Source organism: Methylobacterium dankookense, assembly GCF_902141855.1.
In the GTDB taxonomy this organism is placed as follows: domain Bacteria; phylum Pseudomonadota; class Alphaproteobacteria; order Rhizobiales; family Beijerinckiaceae; genus Methylobacterium; species Methylobacterium dankookense.
This window is the reverse complement of the sequence record NZ_CABFVH010000002.1, coordinates 114,108-136,913: the sequence shown is the minus strand read 5'-3', so window position 1 is coordinate 136,913 and position 22,806 is coordinate 114,108. Positions and strand designations below refer to the sequence as shown.

At 70.7% G+C, this 22,806-nt stretch carries 23 protein-coding genes; 17 read left to right on the top strand and 6 right to left on the bottom strand.

Going from position 1 to position 22,806, the window contains the following annotated elements; all coding sequences use genetic code 11:
• Positions 1-331: 331 nt before the first annotated feature.
• Together MTDSW087_RS02775 and MTDSW087_RS02770 are read left to right on the top strand one after the other, a co-directional pair.
• Positions 332-1,792 (top strand): amidase, encoded by a 1,461-nt coding sequence (locus tag MTDSW087_RS02775; RefSeq protein WP_144759878.1) that lies wholly within the window; start codon positions 332-334, stop codon positions 1,790-1,792.
• Positions 1,793-2,078: 286 nt separating this feature from the next.
• The gene (locus tag MTDSW087_RS02770; protein ID WP_144759875.1) at positions 2,079-3,854 is read left to right on the top strand and encodes an acetolactate synthase 3 large subunit; all 1,776 of its coding nucleotides are present in this window, start codon (positions 2,079-2,081) and stop codon (positions 3,852-3,854) included.
• Between the two features lie 16 nt (positions 3,855-3,870).
• Here the strand turns inward: MTDSW087_RS02770 and MTDSW087_RS02765 are convergent, their stop codons facing one another.
• Complete coding sequence (locus MTDSW087_RS02765) at positions 3,871-4,815, bottom strand: methyltransferase domain-containing protein (RefSeq protein WP_186383713.1); 945 nt, start codon at positions 4,813-4,815, stop codon at positions 3,871-3,873.
• A 130-nt stretch (positions 4,816-4,945) separates the two neighbouring features.
• Between MTDSW087_RS02765 and ilvN the strand changes: the two genes are divergently transcribed.
• From ilvN to MTDSW087_RS02730, 7 genes are all read left to right on the top strand, one after another.
• Positions 4,946-5,488 carry an acetolactate synthase small subunit gene (gene ilvN, locus MTDSW087_RS02760; RefSeq protein ID WP_144759869.1) on the top strand — a complete coding sequence of 181 codons (543 nt, stop codon included), beginning with the start codon at positions 4,946-4,948 and terminating at the stop codon, positions 5,486-5,488.
• A 52-nt stretch (positions 5,489-5,540) separates the two neighbouring features.
• Positions 5,541-5,828 (top strand): AbrB/MazE/SpoVT family DNA-binding domain-containing protein, encoded by a 288-nt coding sequence (locus tag MTDSW087_RS02755; RefSeq protein WP_144759866.1) that lies wholly within the window; start codon positions 5,541-5,543, stop codon positions 5,826-5,828.
• Positions 5,806-6,162, top strand: coding sequence for a type II toxin-antitoxin system PemK/MazF family toxin (locus MTDSW087_RS02750; RefSeq protein ID WP_144759863.1), 357 nt, complete (start codon positions 5,806-5,808; stop codon positions 6,160-6,162). Before MTDSW087_RS02755 ends, MTDSW087_RS02750 begins: the two co-directional genes overlap by 23 nt.
• 64 nt (positions 6,163-6,226) lie before the next feature.
• The gene (locus tag MTDSW087_RS02745; protein ID WP_144759860.1) at positions 6,227-6,871 is read left to right on the top strand and encodes a glutathione S-transferase family protein; all 645 of its coding nucleotides are present in this window, start codon (positions 6,227-6,229) and stop codon (positions 6,869-6,871) included.
• A gap of 113 nt (positions 6,872-6,984) precedes the next feature.
• Complete coding sequence (locus MTDSW087_RS02740) at positions 6,985-7,626, top strand: TetR/AcrR family transcriptional regulator (RefSeq protein ID WP_144759858.1); 642 nt, start codon at positions 6,985-6,987, stop codon at positions 7,624-7,626.
• Positions 7,627-7,662: 36 nt separating this feature from the next.
• Positions 7,663-8,682 carry a ketol-acid reductoisomerase gene (gene ilvC / locus MTDSW087_RS02735; protein ID WP_144759855.1) on the top strand — a complete coding sequence of 340 codons (1,020 nt, stop codon included), beginning with the start codon at positions 7,663-7,665 and terminating at the stop codon, positions 8,680-8,682.
• A gap of 154 nt (positions 8,683-8,836) precedes the next feature.
• Positions 8,837-9,490 (top strand): pyridoxamine 5'-phosphate oxidase family protein, encoded by a 654-nt coding sequence (locus MTDSW087_RS02730; protein ID WP_144759852.1) that lies wholly within the window; start codon positions 8,837-8,839, stop codon positions 9,488-9,490.
• A gap of 76 nt (positions 9,491-9,566) precedes the next feature.
• Here the strand turns inward: MTDSW087_RS02730 and MTDSW087_RS02725 are convergent, their stop codons facing one another.
• Positions 9,567-10,616, bottom strand: coding sequence for a ketopantoate reductase family protein (locus MTDSW087_RS02725; protein ID WP_144759849.1), 1,050 nt, complete (start codon positions 10,614-10,616; stop codon positions 9,567-9,569).
• 256 nt (positions 10,617-10,872) lie between these two features.
• Positions 10,873-12,258, bottom strand: coding sequence for a leucyl aminopeptidase family protein (locus MTDSW087_RS02720; RefSeq protein ID WP_144759847.1), 1,386 nt, complete (start codon positions 12,256-12,258; stop codon positions 10,873-10,875).
• 114 nt (positions 12,259-12,372) lie between these two features.
• On the opposite strand from MTDSW087_RS02720, the gene MTDSW087_RS02715 reads away from it, so the two are divergent.
• Positions 12,373-13,203 carry a tetratricopeptide repeat protein gene (locus MTDSW087_RS02715; protein WP_144759844.1) on the top strand — a complete coding sequence of 277 codons (831 nt, stop codon included), beginning with the start codon at positions 12,373-12,375 and terminating at the stop codon, positions 13,201-13,203.
• A 4-nt stretch (positions 13,204-13,207) separates the two neighbouring features.
• On the opposite strand, the gene MTDSW087_RS02710 is transcribed toward MTDSW087_RS02715, so the two are convergent.
• On the bottom strand, positions 13,208-13,945 hold the full coding sequence (locus MTDSW087_RS02710) for an RNA methyltransferase (RefSeq protein WP_144759841.1): 738 nt from the start codon (positions 13,943-13,945) through the stop codon (positions 13,208-13,210).
• 123 nt (positions 13,946-14,068) lie between these two features.
• Here MTDSW087_RS02710 and MTDSW087_RS02705 point away from each other — a divergent pair, with 123 nt between their 5' ends.
• Positions 14,069-14,485, top strand: a complete 417-nt coding sequence (locus MTDSW087_RS02705) for an EVE domain-containing protein (RefSeq protein WP_144759838.1) — start codon at positions 14,069-14,071, stop codon at positions 14,483-14,485.
• A gap of 57 nt (positions 14,486-14,542) precedes the next feature.
• On the opposite strand, the gene MTDSW087_RS02700 is transcribed toward MTDSW087_RS02705, so the two are convergent.
• Positions 14,543-16,078: a sensor histidine kinase gene (locus MTDSW087_RS02700; RefSeq protein WP_144759835.1), complete on the bottom strand. Its 1,536-nt coding sequence runs from the start codon at positions 16,076-16,078 to the stop codon at positions 14,543-14,545.
• Between the two features lie 213 nt (positions 16,079-16,291).
• On the opposite strand from MTDSW087_RS02700, the gene MTDSW087_RS02695 reads away from it, so the two are divergent.
• The 5 genes from MTDSW087_RS02695 to MTDSW087_RS02675 all read left to right on the top strand — a co-directional run bounded on the left by MTDSW087_RS02695 (position 16,292) and on the right by MTDSW087_RS02675 (position 20,987).
• Positions 16,292-16,747 carry a (2Fe-2S)-binding protein gene (locus MTDSW087_RS02695; RefSeq protein WP_144759832.1) on the top strand — a complete coding sequence of 152 codons (456 nt, stop codon included), beginning with the start codon at positions 16,292-16,294 and terminating at the stop codon, positions 16,745-16,747.
• Between the two features lie 28 nt (positions 16,748-16,775).
• Positions 16,776-18,980, top strand: a complete 2,205-nt coding sequence (locus tag MTDSW087_RS02690) for a xanthine dehydrogenase family protein molybdopterin-binding subunit (RefSeq protein ID WP_144759829.1) — start codon at positions 16,776-16,778, stop codon at positions 18,978-18,980.
• Between the two features lie 156 nt (positions 18,981-19,136).
• Positions 19,137-19,766, top strand: a complete 630-nt coding sequence (locus tag MTDSW087_RS02685; protein WP_144759826.1) for a uracil-DNA glycosylase family protein — start codon at positions 19,137-19,139, stop codon at positions 19,764-19,766.
• A 175-nt stretch (positions 19,767-19,941) separates the two neighbouring features.
• Positions 19,942-20,640: an orotidine-5'-phosphate decarboxylase gene (pyrF, locus tag MTDSW087_RS02680; RefSeq protein ID WP_144759823.1), complete on the top strand. Its 699-nt coding sequence runs from the start codon at positions 19,942-19,944 to the stop codon at positions 20,638-20,640.
• Entirely contained in the window at positions 20,640-20,987 is a 348-nt protein-coding gene (locus MTDSW087_RS02675; protein WP_142583293.1) for a DUF1330 domain-containing protein, read from the top strand. The genes pyrF and MTDSW087_RS02675 overlap by 1 nt, the downstream gene beginning before the upstream one ends.
• A 133-nt stretch (positions 20,988-21,120) precedes the next feature.
• Here MTDSW087_RS02675 and MTDSW087_RS02670 read toward each other — a convergent pair whose 3' ends face one another.
• Positions 21,121-21,762 carry a TetR/AcrR family transcriptional regulator gene (locus MTDSW087_RS02670; protein ID WP_144760223.1) on the bottom strand — a complete coding sequence of 214 codons (642 nt, stop codon included), beginning with the start codon at positions 21,760-21,762 and terminating at the stop codon, positions 21,121-21,123.
• Positions 21,763-21,985: 223 nt separating this feature from the next.
• On the opposite strand from MTDSW087_RS02670, the gene MTDSW087_RS02665 reads away from it, so the two are divergent.
• On the top strand, positions 21,986-22,756 hold the full coding sequence (locus tag MTDSW087_RS02665; RefSeq protein ID WP_144759820.1) for an SDR family NAD(P)-dependent oxidoreductase: 771 nt from the start codon (positions 21,986-21,988) through the stop codon (positions 22,754-22,756).
• The last annotated feature ends 50 nt before the right edge of the window (positions 22,757-22,806 follow it).

Genomic DNA, 22,806 nt, shown 5'->3' with positions numbered 1-22,806 from the left:
CTTAAAAATTCGTAGGATCGATCGCAGACTCACGCCCTCATCCACGGGGTGGGACGGTGGCTCGACCCGGCGTTGTCCACATCAAGACCAGTCCGGGGGCCGTTCGTCTTCAGTCGAAGCCCAGGCGATGGCGGCGGCTTCAGCAGCGCGGGGCGGGCTTCGTCTTGGCCGGGCTGCGGGACATCGGCGGAACGACCGGATCCGGGCCGCCCCGCTGCGGCGAGAGGCGGTTGCACCGCGGTCGGGGGCGGCTCTAAGGTCCGCTCCCTCTTCCAGCGCCCACCGAGCGGCATCCATCCCGACGCGGTGCGCCAGAGCCGCGAGCCGCCTCATGCCCCTGCCGGAACCGGACGCCGTCACCCATCTCGGCGCGGTCGCCCTCTCGGCCGCGATCCATCGGCGCGAGGTCTCCTGCACCGCGGTGATGGGCGCCTATCTCGACCGGATCGAGACGGTGAATCCGGGCGTGAACGCGATCGTCGCCCTGCAGCCGCGCGAGGCGCTGATGGCGCAGGCCGCCGAGCGCGACGCCGAACTCGCCCGCGGGGAGAGCCGCGGCCCCCTGCACGGCTTTCCGCTCGCGGTGAAGGACCTCGACCCCGTCCGCGGCCTGCCCTTCACGCAGGGCTCGCCGATCTTCCGCGACCGCGTGGCCGAGACCGACTCGATCATGGTGGAGCGCCTGCGGGCCAGCGGCGCGGTCTTCATCGGCAAGACCAACACGCCGGAATTCGGCCTCGGCTCGCACAGCTTCAACCCGGTCTACGGCGCCACCGGCAATGCCTACGACCCGGCGCGCAGCGGGGGCGGCTCCAGCGGCGGGGCCGCCGTGGCGGTGGCGCTCCGGATGCAGCCGGTGGCCGATGGCGGCGACCATGCCGGCTCGCTGCGCAACCCGCCGGCCTTCAACAACCTGTTCGGCCTGCGCACCAGCTACGGCCGCATCCCCACCGAGGCCGCCGACCAGTTCAGCCCAGGCCTCTCGGTGCCCGGCGCCATCGGCCGCTCGCCCGCCGATATCGGCCTGATGCTCTCGGTCCAGGCCGGCTACGACCCGCGCGTGCCCTATTCCAACCGCGAGGACCCGGCCGCCTTCGCCGCGCCCCTGGAGCGCGATTTCCGCGGCACCCGCATCGCCTGGCTCGGCGACCTGAACGGGCACCTGCCCTTCGAGCCCGGCGTGCTCGACCTCGGCCGCGCCGCGCTCGGCACCTTCTCCGAGATCGGCTGCGTCGTGGAGGAGGCCTGCCCCCGTTTCGACTTCGAGGCCCTGTGGCGGGACTGGCTGGTGCTGCGCGCCTGGATGACGGCCGCCAGCCTGCGCCCCCTCTATGACGATCCCGCCCGGCGCGCCCTGCTGAAGCCGGAGGCGGCCTGGGAGGTGGAGCGCGGACTTGCACTGAGCGCAGATCAGGTCACCGCTGCCCAGGAGGGCCGGACCCGCTGGTACCGCACCCTGCTCGCCTTCATGGCGGAATACCCGTTCCTCGTGGCGCCGAGCGCGCAGGTCTTCCCGTTCCCGATCGGGTGGCGCTTCCCCGAGACGGTCGGGGGCCGGCCGATGGACACCTACCATCGCTGGATGGAGACGGTGATCCCGGTGACCATGTCGGGCCTGCCGGCCCTCTCGGTCCCGGCCGGCTTCGGCGCCGCGGGCCTGCCCACCGGCATCCAGATCGTGGCCGCAAACCACGGCGAGCGCGCCTGCCTCGAACTCGGCGCCGCCTACGACGCGGCGAGCGGCTGGGTCGCGCGCCGTCCGCCGCCGGAACCGGCGACGACGTTTTCGTGACCATCCGGTCATCAGGGCGTTGACCGGCCGTCCGCACTCCGCTATCACGCCGGCCACTTTCAGGCAGGTTCCGCGCGGTGCGGGCCGCCTTCGAGACGGTTCCGGATCACGCGTCGATGCGCACGGCCCTTATTGTAACGGTAGCGCCACTGACGGGGCGGCCCTAGTCGGGGTCGCGATCCGGCCGGTGGCGCATGCGGGGTCCCGATCGGGGCCCTTTTTTGTTGCCTGCGCCCGGCCACACTGAGTTCAACCGACGCGAGACACGAGAACGAGGAGGAAGACGATGGGCGGCGAGGTCATGACCGGGGCCGAGATGGTCATCCGGGCTTTCCAGGATCAGGGTGTCGACACGCTGTTCGGCTATCCGGGCGGTGCAGTGCTTCCGATCTATGACGCGCTCTTCCACCAGAATGCCGTGAAGCACATCCTCGTGCGCCACGAGCAGGGCGCGGTCCATGCGGCCGAGGGCTATGCCCGCTCGTCCGGCAAGGTCGGCTGCGTCCTCGTCACCTCGGGCCCCGGTGCCACCAACATCGTCACCGGCCTGACCGACGCGATGCTGGATTCGATCCCGCTCGTCTGCATCACCGGCCAGGTCCCGACGCATCTGATCGGCACCGACGCCTTCCAGGAATGCGACACGGTCGGCATCACCCGCCACTGCACGAAGCACAACTACCTGGTCAAATCGATCGACGACCTGCCGCGCATCCTGCACGAGGCGTTCTACGTCGCGAAGAACGGCCGCCCCGGCCCGGTCGTTGTCGACCTGCCGAAGGACGTGCAGTTCGCCACCGGCCTCTACGAGAAGCCCTCGACCGCGGGGCACAAGACCTACAAGCCGGCCGTCGAGGGCGATCCGGAGCGGATCCGCGCGGCCGTCGAGCTGATGGCCACCGCCCGGCGGCCGGTCTTCTACACCGGCGGCGGCGTCATCAATTCCGGCCCCGAGGCCGCGCGCCTGCTGCGCGAGCTGGTCGCGGAGACGGGCTTCCCGATCACCTCGACGCTGATGGGCCTCGGCGCCTATCCGGCCTCCGACGACAAGTTCCTCGGCATGCTCGGCATGCACGGGACCTACGAGGCCAACCTCGCGATGCACGAGTGCGACGTGATGATCTGCGTCGGTGCCCGCTTCGACGACCGCATCACCGGCCGCCTCGACGCCTTCTCGCCCTACTCGAAGAAGATCCACATCGACGTCGACGCCTCCTCGATCAACAAGGTCGTCAAGGCCGATGTCGGCATCGTCGGCGACTGCGCCTCGGTGCTGGAGGACATGCTGGCGGCCTGGCGCAGCCTGAAGTCCCGGCCGGACGCGGCGACCCTGGAGCCGTGGTTCGCCAAGATCGCGACCTGGCGGGCGCGCGAGTGCCTCGCCTACTGGCCGTCGGGCACGATCATCAAGCCGCAATACGCGGTGCAGCGCCTCTACGAGGCCTGCAAGGACCGCGAGACCTACGTCACCACCGAGGTCGGCCAGCACCAGATGTGGGCGGCCCAGTACTTCAAGTTCGAGGAGCCGAACCGCTGGATGACCTCCGGCGGCCTCGGCACCATGGGCTACGGCCTGCCCGCCGCCATCGGCGCGCAGCTCGCGCATCCGAACGGGCTCGTCATCGACATCGCGGGCGAAGCCTCGATCCTGATGAACATGCAGGAGATGTCGACGGCGGTTCAGTACCGGCTGCCGGTGAAGATCTTCATCCTCAACAACGAGTACATGGGCATGGTGCGCCAGTGGCAGGAGCTGCTGCACGGCTCGCGCTACTCGCAGAGCTACTCGGAGAGCCTGCCGGACTTCGTGAAGCTGGCGGAGGCCTACGGCGCCAAGGGCATCCGCTGCGACAAGCCGGCCGAGCTCGACGGGGCGATCGCCGAGATGCTGGCCTATGACGGGCCGGTGATCTTCGACTGCATCGTCGACAAGACCGAGAACTGCTTCCCGATGATCCCGTCGGGCAAGGCCCACAACGAGATGCTGCTGTCCGACTACCTGGGCGAGACCGGGGTCGAGCTGGGCGAGGTCATCTCGGACGAGGGCAAGATGCTGGTCTGACCGGCATCGCGGGGGCTCAGCCGTGCCGTCCCGCCCCGGGCTCGCGGATGCTGCCGCTGCGCAGCATCCGGTAGCCCAGGCGCAGGGCCGCGGCGAGCCGCGGCCCCATTCCGCGCACGGGCGCCTCGGGCAGCTCGTGGTGCACGGGGTCGAGCTGCGGCGTCGCCGCGGCCCGCGCGGCGGGGTCCAGGCTCTCGCGCTTGCGCAGCGTGACGTAGAATTCGAGCGCGTAGCGCGGGGTCGGGACGATCTCGGCGATCTCGAAGGGGATCAGGCCGAGGGCGATCAGGTCGCGGAACACCGCGAGGAAGCTCACCGGCGTGTAGACCGTGCAATGCACGTCGAAATAGAAGCCGGAATCGGCGACGCCGCGAGCATGGACCAGGGCGCTGTCGAGCTGGCTGTCGAACATCGGCTCCGGCGTCCGGCCGCGGCCGGACCACACGGCGGGGACGTCGACGGCGGCGGCCCGCGCCACGTGCTCGAAGACCTGGGCGGGGGAGCCGATCGTCGCCCGCGTCAGATGGGAGGCGACGAGATCGCCGGCAGTGGAGGGGGTGCGGTAGAAGTCGAAGGTGAAGCGCTTGTCGGGCACCACGAGGAAGAGCACCCCGCCGTCGCGCAGGATGCCGGCGATCTCGGCGAGCCAGCCGACCGGGTCGGCGATGTGCTCCAAGACGTGGCTCGCCACGACGTAGTCGACGGGCGCGCGAGATCCCAGGGCCTCGGGCAGGGTCTGGTTCTCGAGGACGAGGTCGACGTCCACGATGGTGCTCGCTTGCGCGCCGACCACCGTGTCGTGCTCCGCGTATTTGCGGCGCAGGTCCTCGGTGGAGCGGTGGTCGGCGTAGAGGACCTCGCCGTCCTCGCGCAGGATCAGCGGCTTGTTCAGGGGGCCCAGCTCGACGCCGATGCGTCCGCGCGGGGTCACGGCATGGAGGGCACGCTGTCGGGGAGTCATGGGCGGCGCCGATATCACGCGGCCCCGGGGCGGTCCAGGCGAGCGGCCCGGGACCGGGGCGGGGCAAGGGTTTTGAGGAAAGCCGGTCCGGCCAGGACCGCCAAGGTATAAGCGGGAGACGATCGAGGCCATGAACGCGATGAACACCCATTACCCCGAGCCGGTCCGGGTCGAGGCGGTCAACCGCCACACTCTCGCGGTGATCGTGGACAACGAGCCGGGCGTGCTGGCGCGCATCTCGGGGATGTTCTCGGGGCGGGGCTACAACATCGAGAGCCTCACCGTCTCCGAGACCGAGGAGGCGCGGCACCTCTCGCGCATCACCATCGTGACGACGGGCACGAACGCCGTGATCGAGCAGATCAAGGCGCAGCTCGACCGGCTGGTCCCGGTGCATCGCGTCGTGGACCTCACGCTCCAGGGCAATGCCATCGAGCGCGAGATCTGCCTCGTGAAGGTGGCCGGCCAGGGCGAGCACCGCAGCGAGGCCCTGCGGCTCGCCGCGGCCTTCGGCGCCAAGTCCCTCGATGCCACCCTCAGCTCCTTCGTCTTCGAGCTGACCGGCACCACCGAGGAGATCGACCGCTTCGTGCGCCTGATGTCGGTGATCGGCCTCGTCGAGATCTGCCGCACCGGCATCGCGGCGATGGGCCGGGGCGCCGAGCCGTTGTAGGATCGGCGGCGGCGCCCCACAGGCGCCGCCCGAATCCGGGAGACCGGCCGCGATGGAAGCCAAAGTCGTTCGCTGGGGCGAGGATCTCGCCGTGAGGCTCACCGCCGCGGAAGCCGAGGAGCTCGGCATCCGCGCGGGGGAGACGGTGGAGGTGACGCGGCCGCCGGTCGAGCCGCGGCAATGGGAAGGCCGCCGCCTCGTCAATGGGCTGCCCGTCTATACGATGGCGGAGATGGTCGCGGAGATGCGGCGCCTCGGCCCCGATTTCGAGCCGCCCACCGTCGCATGGGGGCCCGACCGCGGTTCCGAGATCATCGATGACGACTACGACCCCTACTGACTGGCAACCTCGGCCGGGGGAATTGCTGCTCGTCGATCTGGAACCGGTGCGCGGCACCGAGCAGCGGGGCATACGCCCGGCGCGCGTGGTCTCGGATCCGGACATGAACGTGCTGACGCGCCGGGTCATCATCTGCCCGATCACGCGCAACACGAACCCGTGGCCGACGAAGGTGTTCCTGCCGGCCGGCCTCGTCATCGAGGGTGCGGTCCTGGTCGATCAGGTCCGCTCGGTCGATCGGACGACCCGGATCCTCAGGAGCCTCGGAACCGTCCCGGACGACATCCTGCGCGAAGTCCGGGGCAGGCTTCGGACGCTTCTCGGGCTGACGTAGAGCCGTTCCCGACCGCGCTGCGATCGAGAACCAACCCGCACGACATCCAAGCCGAGGAACCGCCGTGACCACCTCAACCCTCTACTACGCCCCCGGCGCCTGCTCGCTGGCCTCGCACATCGCCCTGGAAGAGACGGGCGCGCCCTACGAGACGGCGCGCCTGAACCTCCAGGCCGGCGATCAGCGCTCGGGCGCCTATCTCGCGGTGAACGAGCGCGGCCGGGTGCCGGCCCTCGTCACCGGGGACTGGGTGCTTACCGAGAACAGCGCGATCCTGCGCCATGTCGCCCGCGCCCATCCCGAGGCCGGGCTCTGGCCGCAGGACCTGCGCGACCAGGCGGTGGCGGACGAGTGGCTGTGCTGGCTCTCCACCAGCCACCATCCGACCTACGCCCATATCCGCCGGCCCGAGCGCTACACGGCCGACGAGAGCGCCTTCCCCGGGATCCAGGCCAAGGGCCTCGACGCCTTCGGCGACCTCTGCACCATGACGGAGGTGCGCCTCTCGAACGGCGGCTGGGCGGTGGGCGGCCGCTACAGCGTGGTCGATCCCTACCTGCTGCTGTTCTGGACCTGGGGCCGCGGCCCGGCCTGCAAGTTCGACATGGCCCAGCGCTTCCCCGCCTGGACCGAGCATGCCCGCGCCATGGCCGCGCGCCCGGCCGTGCAGGCGGTCTTCGCCCGCGAGGGGCTCGACCTGCCGCGCTGATCACTGCGACGGTCCGCACGTCCCTTCGCGCGGACCGTCGTGCGCCCTCTTGCTGGCCGCACCGAATCGTTTTATCGGCACGTACCGTACGGTACGGTACTGATCGCGGGACGATGCGACCGAACTCCGCAGCCCAGCAGGACACGGCTCCCGAGGCACCCTCTCTCCGCCAGCAGGCGGTGCTGGACGCCGTGCTGGCGCTGATGGTCGAGGAGGGCGACCAGCTCACCATGGACGCCGTGGCGCGCCGGGCGAGCTGCTCGAAGGAGTCGCTCTACAAGTGGTTCGGCGACCGCGACGGGCTGCTCACCGCCACCGTGCAATGGCAGGCCTCGCGGGTCCATGCCGGGCGCTACGCGGTGCAGGCCCTCGACGTGGCGACGCTGCGCGAGAGCCTGCAGGACTTCGCGGCCACCTGGCTGGAGGTGATCTCAAGCGGCACCTCGGTGGCCCTCAACCGCATCGCCATCGGCCACGCCGCCTCGCGCAAGAGCAATCTCGGCGGCATCGTCCTGGCGAATGGCCGCTTCGCGATCGGGGAGCGGGTGAAGCCCGTGCTCGAGGCCGGACGCGCGGCGGGGATCCTCGATTTCGAGGACGGCGAGACGGCCTTCCGGACCTTCTTCGGTCTGGTCGGCCGCGACATCCAGATCCGGCTCCTGCTCGGCGATCGCCTCGATCTCGATGCCGATGAGATCCGGCGCGACGCGGGCCGCGCCGTCGACCAGTTCCTGGCCCTGTACGGCCGGGATTGAGACCCAGAACACCAACGACGAGAAAGGACGATTCCCATGCGTGTCTATTACGATCGCGACGCCGACCTGAACCTGATCAAGGGCAAGAAGGTCGTCATCGTCGGCTACGGCTCCCAGGGCCATGCCCACGCGCTCAACCTGCGCGATTCCGGCGTGAAGGACGTCGTCATCGCGCTGCGCGAGGGCTCGGCCACCGCCAAGAAGGCCGAGGCCGAGGGCTTCAAGGTGATGTCGGTCGCCGACGCCGCCAAGTGGGGCGACGTGGTGATGATGCTCACCCCCGACGAGCTGCAGGGCGACATCTACAAGGAGTCGCTCGCGGGTAACATGAAGGAGGGCGCCGCGCTCCTGTTCGCGCACGGCCTCAACGTGCACTTCAACCTGATCGAGCCGCGCAAGGACCTCGACGTCCTCATGGTCGCCCCGAAGGGGCCCGGCCACACCGTGCGCGGCGAGTACCTGAAGGGCGGCGGCGTGCCGACCCTGATCGCCATCGCGCAGGACGCCTCGGGCAACGCCCATGACCTCGGCCTGTCCTACGCCTCGGCCAATGGCGGCGGCCGCGCCGGCATCATCGAAACGACCTTCAAGGAGGAGTGCGAGACCGACCTGTTCGGCGAGCAGGCCGTGCTCTGCGGCGGCCTCGTCGAGTTGATCAAGGCCGGCTTCGAGACGCTGGTCGAGGCGGGCTACGCCCCCGAGATGGCCTATTTCGAGTGCCTGCACGAGGTGAAGCTGATCGTCGACCTCATCTACGAGGGCGGCATCGCCAACATGAACTACTCGATCTCGAACACCGCCGAGTACGGCGAGTACGTCACCGGCCCGCGCATCGTGACGCCGGAGACCAAGGCTGAGATGAAGCGCGTCCTCAACGACATCCAGTCGGGCATCTTCACCCGCAACTGGATGCTGGAGAACAAGGTCGGCCAGACCTCGTTCAAGGCCACCCGCGCCAAGCTCGCCGCCCACCCGATCGAGGAGGTCGGCGCCAAGCTCCGCGGCATGATGCCGTGGATCTCGGAGAAGGCCCTGGTCGACAAGACCAAGAACTGATCCCTTTCAGGGAGGGGAGGCCGGGCTTCGCTCGGCCTCCATCGAGGCGACGAGGCCGGTTTCGCCAGGCGGAGCCGGCCTTTCTCGTTCGGCGAGCTTGGCCTAGAACCTCGCCCAAGGGCCCATGGAACGAGGCCCCCCGGAGGAAATGCTGATGCAATCGCTCTACTCGGAGGCGCACCGCGCGCTGCAGGAGGAGTTCGGCACGGTCAAGCTCGCGAACCGCCTCGACACCGACTGGGTGCACGAGACGATTCAGCCGGAGGAGGCCGCCTTCATCGGCAGCCGCGACATGTTCTTCCTCTCCACCGTCGATCCGGACGGGATGCCGACCGTGTCCTACAAGGGCGGCGGCACCGGCTTCGTGAAGGTGGTGGACGAGACGACCCTGGTCTTCCCCGGCTTCGACGGCAACGGCATGTTCTACTCGATGGGCAACATCGAGGGTCAGGCCAAGGTCGGGCTGCTGTTCATCGATTTCGAGACGCCGCACCGCATCCGCGTCCAGGGCCTCGCCAGCCTCCTGCGCGACGATCCGCTGATGGCCGCGTACACCGAGGCCAAGTATCTCGTCCGCGTCGCGGTGACGAAGATCTGGATCAACTGCCCGCGCTACATCCACAAGTATCAGAAGCTCGGGCAGAACAAGTACGTCCCGCAGGAAGGCCGCGAGACGCCGCTCGCCGCCTGGAAGCGCCTCGATCTCGCCGGCGACGTGATCAGCGATGCGGACAAGGCCCGGGTCGCCAAGGAGGGCCGCCTGGAGGTGTCCGAGTACGAGGCGCTCGTCGCCCGCGGCGAGGCCTGAAGGCAGGAGGCGCGATCCTCTCGCGCCCCAGGATGGGCGACGGGGCGCGGGAAGCCGCGCCCCGTGCGATGCGGGCTCAGCCCTCGATGATGCGCTCGTCGAGCTTGCGGTCCACGGTCTCGACGGTGCGGTCGATCTCGGCATCGGGCTCACCGAGCTGGTGCGAGATCAGCTTCACCAAGAGGTCGACGCGCTCGATGAAGGGCGCCCCGTTCGCCACCGCGCGCGCCGCCGAGGAGGGCTTCAGCAGGCTCTCGGCCGCCTTGGCGTATTTCTCGAACGGGACCTGATCGGCCGGATCGGCGCCGAGCTTCCGGGCGAGGGCGTCGACATGGTCGTAGATGGCGCGGGACTGCGCCAGGTCGGTGTGCACGGCATCGCGGATCGAGCGCGGCTCGGTCGGCGTGATGCAGCGGTAGTTGCCGGTGAGCAGCATCGACCACTTCGCGAGCGGCACGAAGAGCGAGTCGAACACCTTGAGCTTCACGGGCACGTCCTGGCCGTCGAGACGCACGGCGTCGATATCGGCCTCCAGCTCCCGCAGCAGGCGGTTATGCGCCTCGTCCGCGAAGGTCGCCGCCTTGAAGTTCGTCGGCAGGCCGACATGGAGCACGTTCGCGCCCTCCTCGGGCGGCCGGAAGGCCTGCGGATCGGGCGAGCAGAGCGAGACCAGCCCGGGCTCGAAACGGTCCCAGACGCCGGCATTGGTGTAGGCGTCCTCAAGGTCCATGGCAGCGAGCGCCGGGATGCGCTTCAGATAGGGCAGGGGCGGCATGTTCATGATCGAGAGGCTGGGCAGCTTCGCCTCGGCGATCTTGATCATCAGCACGCGGATCGTGTGGTTGGTGTATTGCGGCTCCTGCATGGCGAGGCCGACGAGGTCGTAGCGGGAGACGTCCACGTCCTCCGGCGGCATCGCGTCGAGCTTGCCCGGCAGGTCGCGCGAATGGATCGCCCGGTGCTCGGGCTCGTCGCGCAGCTTGATCCGGACTTCCGTGCCCTCGCGGTTGATCAGGTCGGCCGTCTTCTTCCGGCAGACCAGGGTCACGTTGTGCCCGGCCATCAGAAGCTTCGTCCCGAGCAGGGAGCCGTAGGAAGCGCCCAGGATCAGGATGTTGCGTGCCATGCTGTCTCTCCCTTGATCGGTCTTGGTCTTGTTATCGATCGCCGCCGCGCGTTCGCGTGTCCCGCACGCATCGCCGGCGAGGTCGCCCTGTCAGGGCGTGGCCGTCCCCGCGCAAGCAGTTACAGCCTCGCCATGATGTATACCAAACACCCCTTAGCTTGGTTTGGGCCGCACCTGAAGAGCGCCGGAACCGTCGGCGCTCGCGGCGGGCGGGAAAAACCGCGGCCAGCCCTCCGGCTCGGCTCAGGCGCGCCCGTCAGGCCTGCGCGTAGCGCGCCTTGAGGAGCGCATAGACGAGGCGGGCGGTCTGGACCTCGCCGCCCTCCGGCCGGCCGGGCTTGGTCGAGGGGTTCCAGCCGTAGAGGTCGAAATGGGCGTGGGCCTTCGTCTTCGGGGCGAAGCGGCGCAGGAACAGGGCCGCGGTGATCGCGCCCGCGAAGGGGCCGCCGGAGACGTTGTTGAGGTCGGCGACCTTCGAATCGAGCAGGCTCGCATAGGGCGCGTGCAGCGGCATGCGCCAGACCGGGTCGATCGCCGCCGCACCCGAGGCGGCGATCTCGGCGGCGAGCCCCTCGTCCTCGGTGAAGACGGCCGGCAGGTCGGGCCCGAGGGCGACGCGGGCGGCGCCCGTCAGCGTCGCGAAGTCGAGGATCAGGTCCGGGCCCTCGGCATCGGCGAGCGCCAGCGCGTCGGCGAGGATCAGGCGGCCCTCCGCATCGGTGTTGCCGATCTCGACGGTGAGCCCGGCGCGGCTCCGGAGCACGTCGCCGGGGCGGAAGGCGTCGCCGGAGACCGCGTTCTCGACCGCCGGGATCAGCAGGCACAGGCGGATCGGCAGGCCCGCGCCCATGATCATGTCGGCGGCGGCGAGCGCCGCGGCGGCCCCGCCCATATCCTTCTTCATCAGGAGCATGGCGGCGGAGGGCTTGATGTCGAGGCCGCCCGTGTCGAAGGCGACGCCCTTGCCGACAAGGGTGACGCGCGGCGCGCCCTCGCGGCCCCAGGTCAGGTCGATCAGTCGCGGCGGGCGGGACGAGCCGGCGCCGACCGCGTGGACGAGCGGGAACTCGGCCGCCAGGGCCTCGCCCGCGACCACCGTCACCGCGGCGCCGTGCCGCTCGGCCACGGCGCGTACCGCCGCCTCGATCTCGGCGGGGCCGAGGTCGTTGGCGGGCGTGTTGACGAGGTCGCGCCCCATCGCCACCGCGGCGGCGATCCGCGCGAGCTCGGCCGCGTCGACGCCCTCCGACGCCACCAGGCGGGCGGCCTCGGAGGCGGGGGCGCGGTAGCGGCGGAAGGCGTAGGCGCCGAGCGCCCAGGCCAGCGCCGCCTCGGCGGGCTCGGGTGCGCCCTCGATGCGGTAGGCGCCCGGCGGCAGCAGGCCCGGCAGCTTGCCGGCGAGCAGGCGGTCGTAGGCGGGAGCGTCGGTCTCGCCGAGGCCGAACAGCACGCGGGCGAGTTGCCCCTCCGCGCCCGGCAGCAGGGCGAGGCGACCCGGCTTCGGCGCGAAGCCGGTGGCCGCCGCGAAGGCGCGCTGCGCCGGCTCCAGCCCGGCCTCGACCTCGGGCCAGCGGGCGGCGGGGACCAGGGTCACGGGAACGGCAGCGGTGCCGTCGGCGAGGAAGATGTCGGGTTCGGGCATGGGCGCAGAGCTTAACGGGTGATTAGGGTTAACGGTCTACCACCGTGCCAGCGAGGGCGTGAAGCGTCCGGTCCATTCCGGTCCTCTGCGGCCCATTGCGTACGGGAGCGTTCTATGACCACGGCCCATCGGCCTGCCCGGATGCGCGGCCTGCTCGCGGGCGCGATCGTCGCCCTCGGGGTGGCCGGCTGCCAGTCGTCGCGCGGGCCCGAGACCACCGGCTCGATCGGGAGCGCGGGCCCGGCCATCGAGCGGCAGCAGGTCGACGGCCTCGCCGCCCGCTACGCCGAGAACCCGAACGACCTCGCGGCCGCCATGCGCTACGCCCAGGCGCTCCGCGCCAGCGACCAGAAGACCCAGGCGACGGCGGTGCTGCAGCAGGCTGCGCTCCGCAACCCGCGCAATCAGGCGGTGCTCGGCGCCTACGGCAAGTCCCTCGTCGAGGTCGGCCGCTTCCAGGAAGCGCAGGAGGTGCTGCAGAACGCGCACACTCCCTCGCAGCCGGATTGGCGCATCCTCTCGGCGCAGGGCTCGGCCGCCGACCAGATGGGCGACCACGCCCGGGCGCAGGGCTTCTACGAGGCCGCCCTCAAGATCCGCCCGAACGAGCCCTCCATCCTATCGAATCTCGGCCTGTCCTACATGCTCGCCCGCCAGCTCGACCCGGCCGAGACGGTGCTGCGCCGCGCCGCCGAGCAGCCCGGGGCGGATGCACGAGTGCGGGCCAACCTCGCCATGGCGCTGGGGCTGAAGGGCCGCTTCCCCGAGGCGGAGGCGGTACTGCGCAAGGACATGAGCCCGGCCGAGGCCGAGGCGAACATCGCCTCGCTGCGCGCCCTCGTCGCCCAGCCCAACCGCTGGAAGGCCATCGAGGCCGCCGACAAGGCCGCGGCGAAGCCGGGCAAGGCAGCGGGCGCGCCCCTGTCGCCGACCCCGCGGGGCTGAGCCCTCAGCGCGGGCGCATCAACGCCCGCAGCGCGCCGCGCACCGTGCGCACGTCCTGCTCGGTCATCGCCATGCGGTGGAGCATGTCGCGCATGTTGCGGGCGATGATCTCGCGCTTCTCCGGCGGATAGAACCCGGCCCCGTCCAGCGCCTCCTCAAGGCTCCCGAACAGCGAGATCAGGGCCTCGCGGGTCGCGGGCGGCGAGAGCATCTCGCCGGAGAAGGGGATCTTGCCCCGGCCGCTGGCGCGCCGCCACTCGTAGGCGACGAGCAACACGCTCTGGGCGAGGTTGAGCGAGGGGAAGTCCGGCGAGACCGGGAAGGTGACGATGGCGTCGGCCAGCGAGACCTCGTCGTTCGACAGGCCGACCCGCTCGCGCCCGAACATCACGCCGACCCGCTGCCCCTCGCGCGCGGTGACCTGCGCCATCGCCTCGTCGGGCGCGAACACGCGCTTCATCTGGCCGCGCTCGCGGGCGGTGGTGGCGAGCACGTGGTTCAGGTCGGCGATGGCCTCCGCGACGCTGGCATAGATCGTCGCCGCGTCGAGCACGTGCGTGGCGCCCGAGGCCGCCTCGCGCACGCCCTTCTTCGGCCAGCCGTTCTTCGGGTTGACGAGGCGCAGCTCCGACAGGCCGAAATTCGCCATGGCGCGGGCCGTCATGCCGATATTCTCGGCGAGCTGCGGCTCGACCAGGATGATGGCGGGAGCGATTCCGGGCGCGATCTCGAGGCTCTTCATGGCGCTTCCCGTACTGCACCGCGGCGCGCTCCCCAAGCGCCCTCGCGCCAGGGATGCAACGGCACGCACGGCGGCCTATGGAGGGCCGGGCTCGGCCGTATCCGCCGGGCATCGGGGACCGACATGGCGCGCTGGCTCTTCAAATCCGAACCCTCGACCTGGTCGTGGGACCAGCAGGTCGCGGCGGGCGCGGAGGGCACGTTCTGGAACGGCGTGCGCAACCACCTCGCCAAGCAGCAGATGATGGCGATGCAGGTCGGCGAGCAGGGCTTCTTCTACCACTCGAACGAGGGCAAGGCCGTCGTCGGGATCGTCGAGGTCATCAGGCCCTATTATCCCGACCACACCGACGCGAGCGGGCGCTTCGGCATGGTGGACGTGCGCGCCGTCGAGGCCCTGCGCATGCCGGTCACCCTCGACGCGATCAAGGCCGAGTCGGCGCTCAAGGACATGGTCCTCGTCAACAACTCGCGCCTCTCGGTGCAGCCGGTGAGCGAGGCCGAGTGGGCGCTCGTGCGCAGGATGGGCGGCCTCGGCTGATAAAGCCCCGGGCTCTGCCCGGACCCGCGAGAGGGATGATCCCTCTCGACACCCGGATCAGGCCGCGCGCCGCGTCCGCGCCGGCCGCTCCGGCGGCGCCTCGGGCGCCACGGAGACGGCGGAGAGCGTGTCCATCACGCGGCTCGCGGGCAGGGTCACGATCACCTCGGTGCCCTCGCGCGGCTTCGACTTCAGGGTGAAGTTGCCGCCGTGGAGGTCGACGAGCCCCTTCACGATGGGCAGGCCGAGGCCGGAGCCCTGCTCGGCATCCTTGATCGCCATCGAGCCGCGCCCGAAGGACGACATCACCGTGCCGATCTCCTCCTCGGGGATGCCGGGGCCGTTGTCCTTCACCGCGACGTACTGCCCTCCCGAGCTCGTCCAGCCGACCTTGATGGTGATCTCGCCGCCCGGAGGCGTGAACTTCACCGCGTTCGAGAGGACGTTGAGCACGATCTGGCGGATGGCGCGCTCGTCCGCCCAGATCCGCGGCAGCGAATCGTCCACGAAGTCGCGGAAGGTCTGGTTCTTGGCCTTGGCGCGCAGGCCCATCATGTGCCGGCACTCCTCGACCACGTGGGCGAGCTGCACCGCCTCCTCGTTCAGCTCGTAGCGCCCGGCCTCGATGCGCGAGAGGTCGAGGATCTCGTTGATGAGGTTGAGGAGGTGCATCCCGCTGTCGTGGATGTCGGTCGAGTATTCCCGGTAGCTCGGGGCCGCGTGCGCGCCGAAGACCTCGTTCTTCATCACCTCGGAGAAGCCGAGGATGGCGTTGAGCGGCGTGCGCAGCTCGTGGCTCATCGTGGCGAGGAAGCGGGATTTCGCGAGGTTCGCCTCCTCGGCGCGCCGCCGCGCCTCGTCGGAATTGGCCTTGGCCTGCTCCAGCTCGCCGAAGATCGCGTCCTTCTCGGCCCGCGATTCGAGGGCGCCCACCGTCGAGGTGTAGAGGCGGCGCGCGAGGCCCAGGAAGAAGATCTGGGCGCCGCAGGCCATGGCGACGAGGATGATCGCGTCCATCTCCCGCGAGAAGGCCAGCAGCGAGAGCGCGGCGAGCATGAGGGGGGCGAGCGCCGCCACCGCCGCGGCGGGCACGGTCGCCGCGATCATGGTGGCGACCGCCGAGGCGATGACGAGCCCGAACAGGGAGAAGGTCCAGCCGCCCGTGGTGCCGAGCCAGACCATGGCCGACCACGCCGCGCCTTGCAGCGCCTCGCCGACGACGAAGCGGCTGCGCCAGCGCGGCAGCGCGATGGTCTCCGGATCCGCCCGGAGGAAGCGCAGGCTCAAGACCGTGTTCAGGGCGATCATCGCGAAGACGCCGAGCACCCAGAGGCCCGGCACCAGCGGCGGCATCCAGAAGCTCGCCGCCGCCGCGAGCACAACGGCGAAGAGCCCGAGCGGGATGCCCGCGCCCGTCCGGTACTGGGCGTAGAGGCGCAGCAGCTCGTAGTCGAAGGCGCGCTCCAGGCCCGTGTTCGAGGTCAGCCGCTCGCGGGCCGAGCGCATATCCCGGGCGATCTCGCGCCGCCGCGCCACCTCCTCCGTTGAGGGACCGCGCCCGCGCTGCACCATCTCGACGGTCAGGTCGGACATCGAACTCTTGGTCAAGCGCACACTGGAGAGGAAGGCCGCTGCGACGGCGGCGCTCCTCCGCGAGAATGGGTCCGATATGTTAAGATCGGCCTGCCGGGACGCGTCGCATTCTCGTGAAAGCGCTCATCGTCGCCCCATGGGGGTGTGCGGCAGCGCACGCCGCCGGCCGCGCAGCGCGGTTAACGGCTCGACGGTTGGGGCAGGGAGAGGCCGATGTTCAAACTCACCGTCAACGGCGCAACCCACGAGGTCGATGCCGACCCCGACATGCCGCTCCTCTGGGTGCTGCGCGACCGTCTCGACAAGACCGGCACCAAGTACGGCTGCGGCATCGCCCAGTGCGGCGCCTGCACGATCCATCTCGACGGCCAGCCCGTCCGCTCCTGCCAGACCCGGATCGGCGACGTGGGCGAGGGCAAGATCACCACCATCGAGGGCGTCTCGGGCCGCGTGGCCGAGGCCGTGCAGGGCGCGTGGCGCAAGCTCGACGTGGTGCAATGCGGCTACTGCCAGTCCGGCCAGATCATGTCCGCGATCGGCCTGCTCTCGACGAACCCGAAGCCCAGCGACGCCGACATCGACGGCGCCATGGACGGCAACATCTGCCGCTGCGGAACCTACCAGCGCATCCGCGCGGCGATCCACGAAGCCGCGCGCTCCCTCGCCTGATCCCGCACGTCCTGACCGGAGCAACGCCATGCTGAAGATCCGTCAGCCGACGACCGAGCCGCGCGCCTCCCGCCGCGCCTTCCTCGCAGGGGGCGCCGCAGCGGCCGGCGCCCTGATGATCGGCTTCCGCCTCGACCTGCGCGGCGCCCGCGCGGAGGGGGCGCCCGACCTGTCCGCCGTCAAGGCGAACCCGAACGCCTTCGTGCGCATCGCCGCCGACGACACCGTGACGGTGATCGTCAAGCACCTCGACATGGGCCAGGGCAACACGACCGGCCTCGCCACCATCCTCGCCGACGAGCTCGACGCCGACTGGTCGAAGGTCCGCACGGAGTTCGCGCCGGCGGACGCCGCCCTCTACAACAACCTGCTGATGGGCCCCGTGCAAGGCACCGGCGGCTCGACGGCCATCGCCAATTCCTGGATGCAGCTGCGCAAGGCTGGCGCCGCCGCCCGCGAGATGCTGGTGGCCGCCGCCGCCCTCGACTGGAAGGTGCCGGCCCTGCAGATCACCGTCGAGAACGGCGTGGTGCGCCACGCCGCCTCCAACCGTGAGGCCAGCTTCGGCAAGCTCGCGGCCGCGGCCGCCGCCATGCCGGTGCCGCAGGAGCCGCGGCTGAAGGATCTGAGCCAGTGGCGGCTGATCGGCCAGACGGTGCCGCGCCTCGATTCGGTGGCCAAGACCAGCGGCAGCGCGGTCTACGCCCTCGACATCCGCCGCCCGAACCAGGTGACGGCGGTCGTCGCCCACCCGCCGCGCTTCGGAGCGACGGTGAAGGGCTTCGACGACAAGGCGGCCCGCAAGGTCGCGGGCGTGATCGACGTGGTCGCGATCCCCACCGGCGTCGCGGTGATCGCCCGCGACACCTGGGCCGCGATGAAGGGGCGCGAGGCGCTCTCCGTGACCTGGGACGAGAGCCTCGCCGAATCCCGCTCGTCGGACGCGATCCTCGCCGAGTACCGCGAGACGGCCAAGCGGCCCGGCCTCGTGGCCTCGCAGCGCGGCGACGCGGAGGCCGGCATCAAGGGCGCGGCCAAGGTGCTGGAGGCGGAGTTCAGCTTCCCCTACCTCGCCCACGCGGCGATGGAGCCCCTCAACGCCACGATCGAGCGGGCGGCGGATGGCGGCTACGACATCTATGCCGGCCTGCAGTTCCAGACCGTCGAGCAGGCCACCGCCGCCGCCGTGCTCGGCACCACCCCCGACAAGGTCCGGCTGCACACCACCTGGGCCGGCGGCTCCTTCGGGCGGCGCGCCACGCCCTCGGCGGACTACATCGCCGAGGCCGCCGCCATCCTGAAGGCCTGGGGCGCCAAGGCCCCCGTGCACCTCGTCTGGACCCGCGAGGACGACATGGCGGGCGGCTATTACCGGCCGACCGTCTACCACAAGATCCGCGCCGGCCTCGACGCCAAGGGCTCGGTGACGGGCTGGCAGCACGTCATGGTCGGCAAGTCGATCATGATCGGCTCGCCCTTCGAGGCGATGCTCGTGAAGAACGGCGTCGACGGCACCACCGTCGAGGGCGCCTCGGACACGCCCTACGCGCTGCCCGCCTACCGGTTCGATGTCCACAACGCCCGCGAGGGCGTGCCGGTGCTGTGGTGGCGCTCGGTCGGCCACACCCACACGGCCCAGGCCATGGAGGTGTTCGTCGACGAGCTGGCCCATGCCGCGAACGTCGATCCCGTCGCCTACCGCCTCGCCCTGCTCACCAACGCGCCGCGTCTCTCCGGCGTCCTCAAGCTCGCCGCCGAGAAGGCGGGCTGGGGCAAGGGGGCGTCCGGGAAGGGCAGGGCGATGGGCGTCGCCGCCCACGAATCCTTCGGCTCCTACGTGGCGATGGTGGCCGACGTGACCGCGGGCTCCGGCTCCGTGAAGGTGAACCGGATCGTCGCGGCGGTCGATGTCGGCATCGCGGTGAACCCGGACATCGTGCGCGCGCAGGTCGAGGGCGCGGTCGGCTTCGCGCTCTCCTCGGTGCTGCGCAACCGCGTGACGCTGAAGGACGGCGTGGTGCAGGAGACGAACTTCGACGCCTACGAGCCGACCCGGCTCACCGAGATGCCGGTGGTCGAGGTCCACATCATGCCGAGCCGGGCGGCGCCCACCGGCATCGGCGAGCCGGGCGTGCCGGTGCTGGCGCCGTCGATCTCGAACGCGGTCTTCGCGGCGACCGGCCAGCGCCTGCGCTCGCTGCCCCTCGACCTCTCCGGGCTGAAGGGCGTGTGACATTGCGCACAGCGCATGGATCGGAGCCGGCTTAGATAACGGCTCAGCCTCCCAAGGCTTTCGAGACCCAAGCGACTTCCCCACGGCGCGGCCCACGGCCGCGCCGTTTCTTTTGGGTCTGGCTCGTACCGCCCGGATCTCCCATCTCCCGGGACGATGACCGCGCCCGCGCAAGAGACCTTCGAATCCACCGCCGCGCGTCTGCGCGCCTGCCGCATCTGCCGCGACACCCCGCTCTACGGGCCGCCCCTGCCGCAGGAGCCGCGGCCGATCGTGCAGGGCTCCGCGACGGCCCGTCTCTGCATCGCGAGCCAGGCGCCCGGCACCCGCGCCCACCGCTCCGGCAAGCCGTTCTCCGACCCGTCGGGCGTGCGCCTGCGGGCCTGGCTCGGCCTCGACGAGGCGGCCTTCTACGACGCCGCGCGCGTCGCCATCGTGCCGATGGGCTCCTGCTTCCCCGGCCTCGACGCGAAGGGCGGCGACCGGCCGCCGCGGCGGGAATGCGCCGAGCGCTGGCGCGACGACCTCTTCGCCGGACTGCCCGACCTGGAACTGATCCTGGTGATCGGCCAGTACGCGCAAGGGTGGCATCTCGGCCGGCTCGAAGGCGGCCTCACCGGCACGGTCCGCAACTGGCGGGCGATCCTCGGCGAGACGCGGCGCCCGCGGATCCTGCCCCTGCCGCACCCGTCCTGGCGCAACAACGGCTGGCTGAAGCGCGAGCCCTGGTTCGAGGCCGAGCTGCTGCCCGTGCTCAAGGCCGAGGTGGCACGGGTGATGGGGTGATACCGCGTCCGGTTGATCGGACCGGACGCGGTCTCGGCAAGCCCGCGCGGCGCCTGAGCGAAAGCGACATCCGCCATCCCGAAGGGATCACCCGGATGTCGTATGAGATCCGGGGACATCCGGCATTGACTGGGACGGCGCCCCGCGCGATCCCTCGCCCGCCTCCGGAGCCCGCATGACCGCGATCACAGACCCGCGCGACCGCCTGATCGTCGCCCTCGACCTCGCCGACGTGGACGCGGCCCGCGCCCTGGTGGACCGGATCGGCGACGCGGCGACCTTCTACAAGATCGGCTACCAGCTCGGCTACAATGGCGGCCTCGCCTTCGCCCGCGAGCTGGCGGGGCGCGGCCTCAAGACCTTCCTCGACCTGAAGCTCCACGACATCGGCAACACGGTGGAGGAGGGCGTGCGCGCGGTGAGTGACCTCGGCGCCAGCTTCCTCACGGTGCATGCCTATCCGCAGACCATGCGCGCGGCAGTGCGCGGGAGGGGCGGCAGCCTCAAGATCCTGGCGGTCACCGTGCTCACCTCCTACGACGACGCGGATGCGGCCGAGGCCGGCTACGCGCTCCCGGTCAGCGAGCTCGTCGCAAAGCGCGCGGAGCAGGCCCGCGACATCGGCATCGACGGCATCGTCTGCAGCGCGCTGGAAGCGGGCCCGGTGCGCGCCGCGATCGGGCCGGAGCGGCTGATCGTGACCCCCGGCATCCGCCCGGCCGGCGCCGATCTCGGCGACCAGAAGCGGGTGTTGACGCCGGGGCAGGCCCGCGCGGCCGGGATCGACCACGTGGTCGTCGGCCGCCCGATCACTGCCGCCGCCGATCCGCGCGCGGTGGCGCAGGCAATCGTGGCGGAGATGGGAGAGGCGTGATGGCCAAGGGCTACTGGATCGTGCGGGTCGATGTGCTCGACCCCGAGGCCTATAAGGCCTACGCGGCAGCGAACGGCGCGGCCCTCGCCAAGTACGGCGCCCGCTTCCTGGTGCGCGGCGGCGGCTTCGAGGCGGTGGCGGGCCAGGCCCGCGCCCGCAACGTCGTGCTCGAATTCCCGAGCTACGAGATCGCCCTCGAATGCTGGCACTCCGAACTCTACCAGGAAGCCCGCGCCAAGCAGAAGGGCGCGGTCGAGTCCGAGATCATCGTGATCGAGGGCTATGACGGCCCGCAGCCCTACATCTCCGAGCCGTCCCCGCCCGCCAATACGCCGGCGTCGGAATAGCGGAGCCCCGCTTCCGGGTATGCGCAGGACCCGCGACGCGCCCCCTCTCCCGAACGGAAGAGGGGACCCGCGCCTCATCCGGGGCCGTCGCTCTCCGATCCGACCCAGCCTCCCACAAAGGGTGAGGTACGCCTCAACCCCGCGCGGGCTCCCTGACCGGGCGCAGGCTGCGCAGCAGGAAGGCCACCATCTGGTCGAGGCTCGGCTCGATCTCCGGGTGGACCTGGCTCACAAGGAGCGGGTGGGTGTGGCGCGTGATCGCCGCCTGGATGCAGCGCCCTGCGATCGCCGGATCCTCCGCCTCGAACTCGCCGGTCCGCACGCCGTCGCGCACGATGCGCTCGAACACCGCGCCGATCCGGTCCACGTGCTGGCGGCAGACCTCCCAGCTCTCGCCCATCGCCGCCTCGATCATTTCGTGGATGCGCGGATAGCCGGCCCAGCGCCCGGTGGTATCGCGGTGCAGGGCCGCGACCGCCTCGCGCAGGCGCGCCTCCGCCGTCCGCCCCGGCGCGTCGGCGATGCCGGCGATCAGCGCCTCGATCTCGCCGGTGACGCGCTCCACCACCGCCTCGTTGATCGCCTTCTTCGACTCGAAGAAGCGGTACACGTTGGCCGGGCTCATCTTCAGGGTCTTGGCGATGTCGGCGACCGTGGTCTTCTGGTAGCCGATCTCGCGGAACGAGCGCTCGGCCACCGCGAGGATGCGGCAGCGCGTGGTGGGCGCGCTCTCCTCGGCGGTCTCGGGGATCACAGTCTGGTAGGCCGAAGACATCATGCTCGAAGGTTGGCGGGGTCGCGCTTCTGTCATGCGACGCCGGCGACGGATTTTGGTTCCTGATTAGGCATCGCCTCCCCGTCCGTCAAAGACGTCCGGGAGGCTCCGGCAAATCCCGCCCCCGAGACACATCCCCCGAGGCAATGCGCCGCCGTGCCGGAACCGGGCCCGACCGCACCGATTGCCCAGGCGATTGCTCGATCCGCCAACGGGAACATCGATGAAGCTCACGGACAGACGCGCCCTGGTCACCGGCGCCGATTCGGGGATCGGCCGGGCCGCCGCCATCCTCCTTGCCCGCGCGGGCGCCGACGTGGTGGTCGCCTACCACACCGACCGGGACGGTATCGCCGAAACGGCCCGCCTCGTGGAGGCGGAGGGGCGGAAGCCCGTGGTGGCGCAGGTCGATGTCGGCGACCCGGCCTCGGTGCGCGCCCTCTACGAGACGGCGGCCCGGGAACTCGGCACCCTCGACATCCTCGTCGCCAATGCCGGCCAGGCGATGAGCGGCATGCCGGTGGCCGACATGGAGGACGAACGGCTGGAGACGATCCTGCGGGTCAACCTGATGGGCCCGCTCTTCACGGCGCGGCCCTTCATCCGCCTGCGCCGGGAGGCGGGCGGGCGCGGCAAGATCGTGTTCGTCTCCTCCGTCGCCCAGCACCTGCCGACGCCCGAGAGCGCGCCCTACGGCATGTCGAAGGCCGGGCTCGGCTCGCTCTGCCGCAGCCTGTCGCGGGAACTCGCCGAGGACCGGATCAACGTGAACAACGTGGCGCCCGGCCTCATCGAGACGCCGATGACCGCCGACCGCTTCGAGGATCCGGACAAGCTCGACAAGTCCCTGGCGCGCATCCCGTGGCACCGGGCCGGCCAGCCCGAGGACATCGCCCACGCCATCCTCTATCTCGTCTCCGACGAGGCCGACTACGTCACGGGCCACACCCTGGTGGTCGATGGCGGGCTGACCATGCAATGGGGCGGCGCCTGAGCGAGACTTGCTACGGAACAGGCCAGATCTGTCGGCCACGGACTCGAACC

Bases quoted from the DNA above. Each gene is read 5' to 3' on its own strand.
- MTDSW087_RS02765 (WP_186383713.1), bottom strand. From the start codon at position 4,815: ATGACTCCCCGACAGCGTGCCCTCCATGCCGTGACCCCGCGCGGACGC.
- MTDSW087_RS02740 (WP_144759858.1), top strand. From the start codon at position 6,985: ATGCGACCGAACTCCGCAGCCCAGCAGGACACGGCTCCCGAGGCACCC.
- MTDSW087_RS02715 (WP_144759844.1), top strand. From the start codon at position 12,373: ATGACCACGGCCCATCGGCCTGCCCGGATGCGCGGCCTGCTCGCGGGC.
- MTDSW087_RS02725 (WP_144759849.1), bottom strand. From the start codon at position 10,616: ATGGCACGCAACATCCTGATCCTGGGCGCTTCCTACGGCTCCCTGCTC.
- ilvC (WP_144759855.1), top strand. From the start codon at position 7,663: ATGCGTGTCTATTACGATCGCGACGCCGACCTGAACCTGATCAAGGGC.
- MTDSW087_RS02750 (WP_144759863.1), top strand. From the start codon at position 5,806: ATGACGACTACGACCCCTACTGACTGGCAACCTCGGCCGGGGGAATTG.
- MTDSW087_RS02705 (WP_144759838.1), top strand. From the start codon at position 14,069: ATGGCGCGCTGGCTCTTCAAATCCGAACCCTCGACCTGGTCGTGGGAC.
- MTDSW087_RS02730 (WP_144759852.1), top strand. From the start codon at position 8,837: ATGCAATCGCTCTACTCGGAGGCGCACCGCGCGCTGCAGGAGGAGTTC.
- MTDSW087_RS02775 (WP_144759878.1), top strand. From the start codon at position 332: ATGCCCCTGCCGGAACCGGACGCCGTCACCCATCTCGGCGCGGTCGCC.
- MTDSW087_RS02685 (WP_144759826.1), top strand. From the start codon at position 19,137: ATGACCGCGCCCGCGCAAGAGACCTTCGAATCCACCGCCGCGCGTCTG.
- MTDSW087_RS02675 (WP_142583293.1), top strand. From the start codon at position 20,640: ATGGCCAAGGGCTACTGGATCGTGCGGGTCGATGTGCTCGACCCCGAG.
- MTDSW087_RS02695 (WP_144759832.1), top strand. From the start codon at position 16,292: ATGTTCAAACTCACCGTCAACGGCGCAACCCACGAGGTCGATGCCGAC.
- pyrF (WP_144759823.1), top strand. From the start codon at position 19,942: ATGACCGCGATCACAGACCCGCGCGACCGCCTGATCGTCGCCCTCGAC.
- MTDSW087_RS02700 (WP_144759835.1), bottom strand. From the start codon at position 16,078: ATGTCCGACCTGACCGTCGAGATGGTGCAGCGCGGGCGCGGTCCCTCA.
- MTDSW087_RS02690 (WP_144759829.1), top strand. From the start codon at position 16,776: ATGCTGAAGATCCGTCAGCCGACGACCGAGCCGCGCGCCTCCCGCCGC.
- MTDSW087_RS02710 (WP_144759841.1), bottom strand. From the start codon at position 13,945: ATGAAGAGCCTCGAGATCGCGCCCGGAATCGCTCCCGCCATCATCCTG.
- MTDSW087_RS02720 (WP_144759847.1), bottom strand. From the start codon at position 12,258: ATGCCCGAACCCGACATCTTCCTCGCCGACGGCACCGCTGCCGTTCCC.
- MTDSW087_RS02665 (WP_144759820.1), top strand. From the start codon at position 21,986: ATGAAGCTCACGGACAGACGCGCCCTGGTCACCGGCGCCGATTCGGGG.
- ilvN (WP_144759869.1), top strand. From the start codon at position 4,946: ATGAACGCGATGAACACCCATTACCCCGAGCCGGTCCGGGTCGAGGCG.
- MTDSW087_RS02770 (WP_144759875.1), top strand. From the start codon at position 2,079: ATGGGCGGCGAGGTCATGACCGGGGCCGAGATGGTCATCCGGGCTTTC.
- MTDSW087_RS02670 (WP_144760223.1), bottom strand. From the start codon at position 21,762: ATGTCTTCGGCCTACCAGACTGTGATCCCCGAGACCGCCGAGGAGAGC.
- MTDSW087_RS02755 (WP_144759866.1), top strand. From the start codon at position 5,541: ATGGAAGCCAAAGTCGTTCGCTGGGGCGAGGATCTCGCCGTGAGGCTC.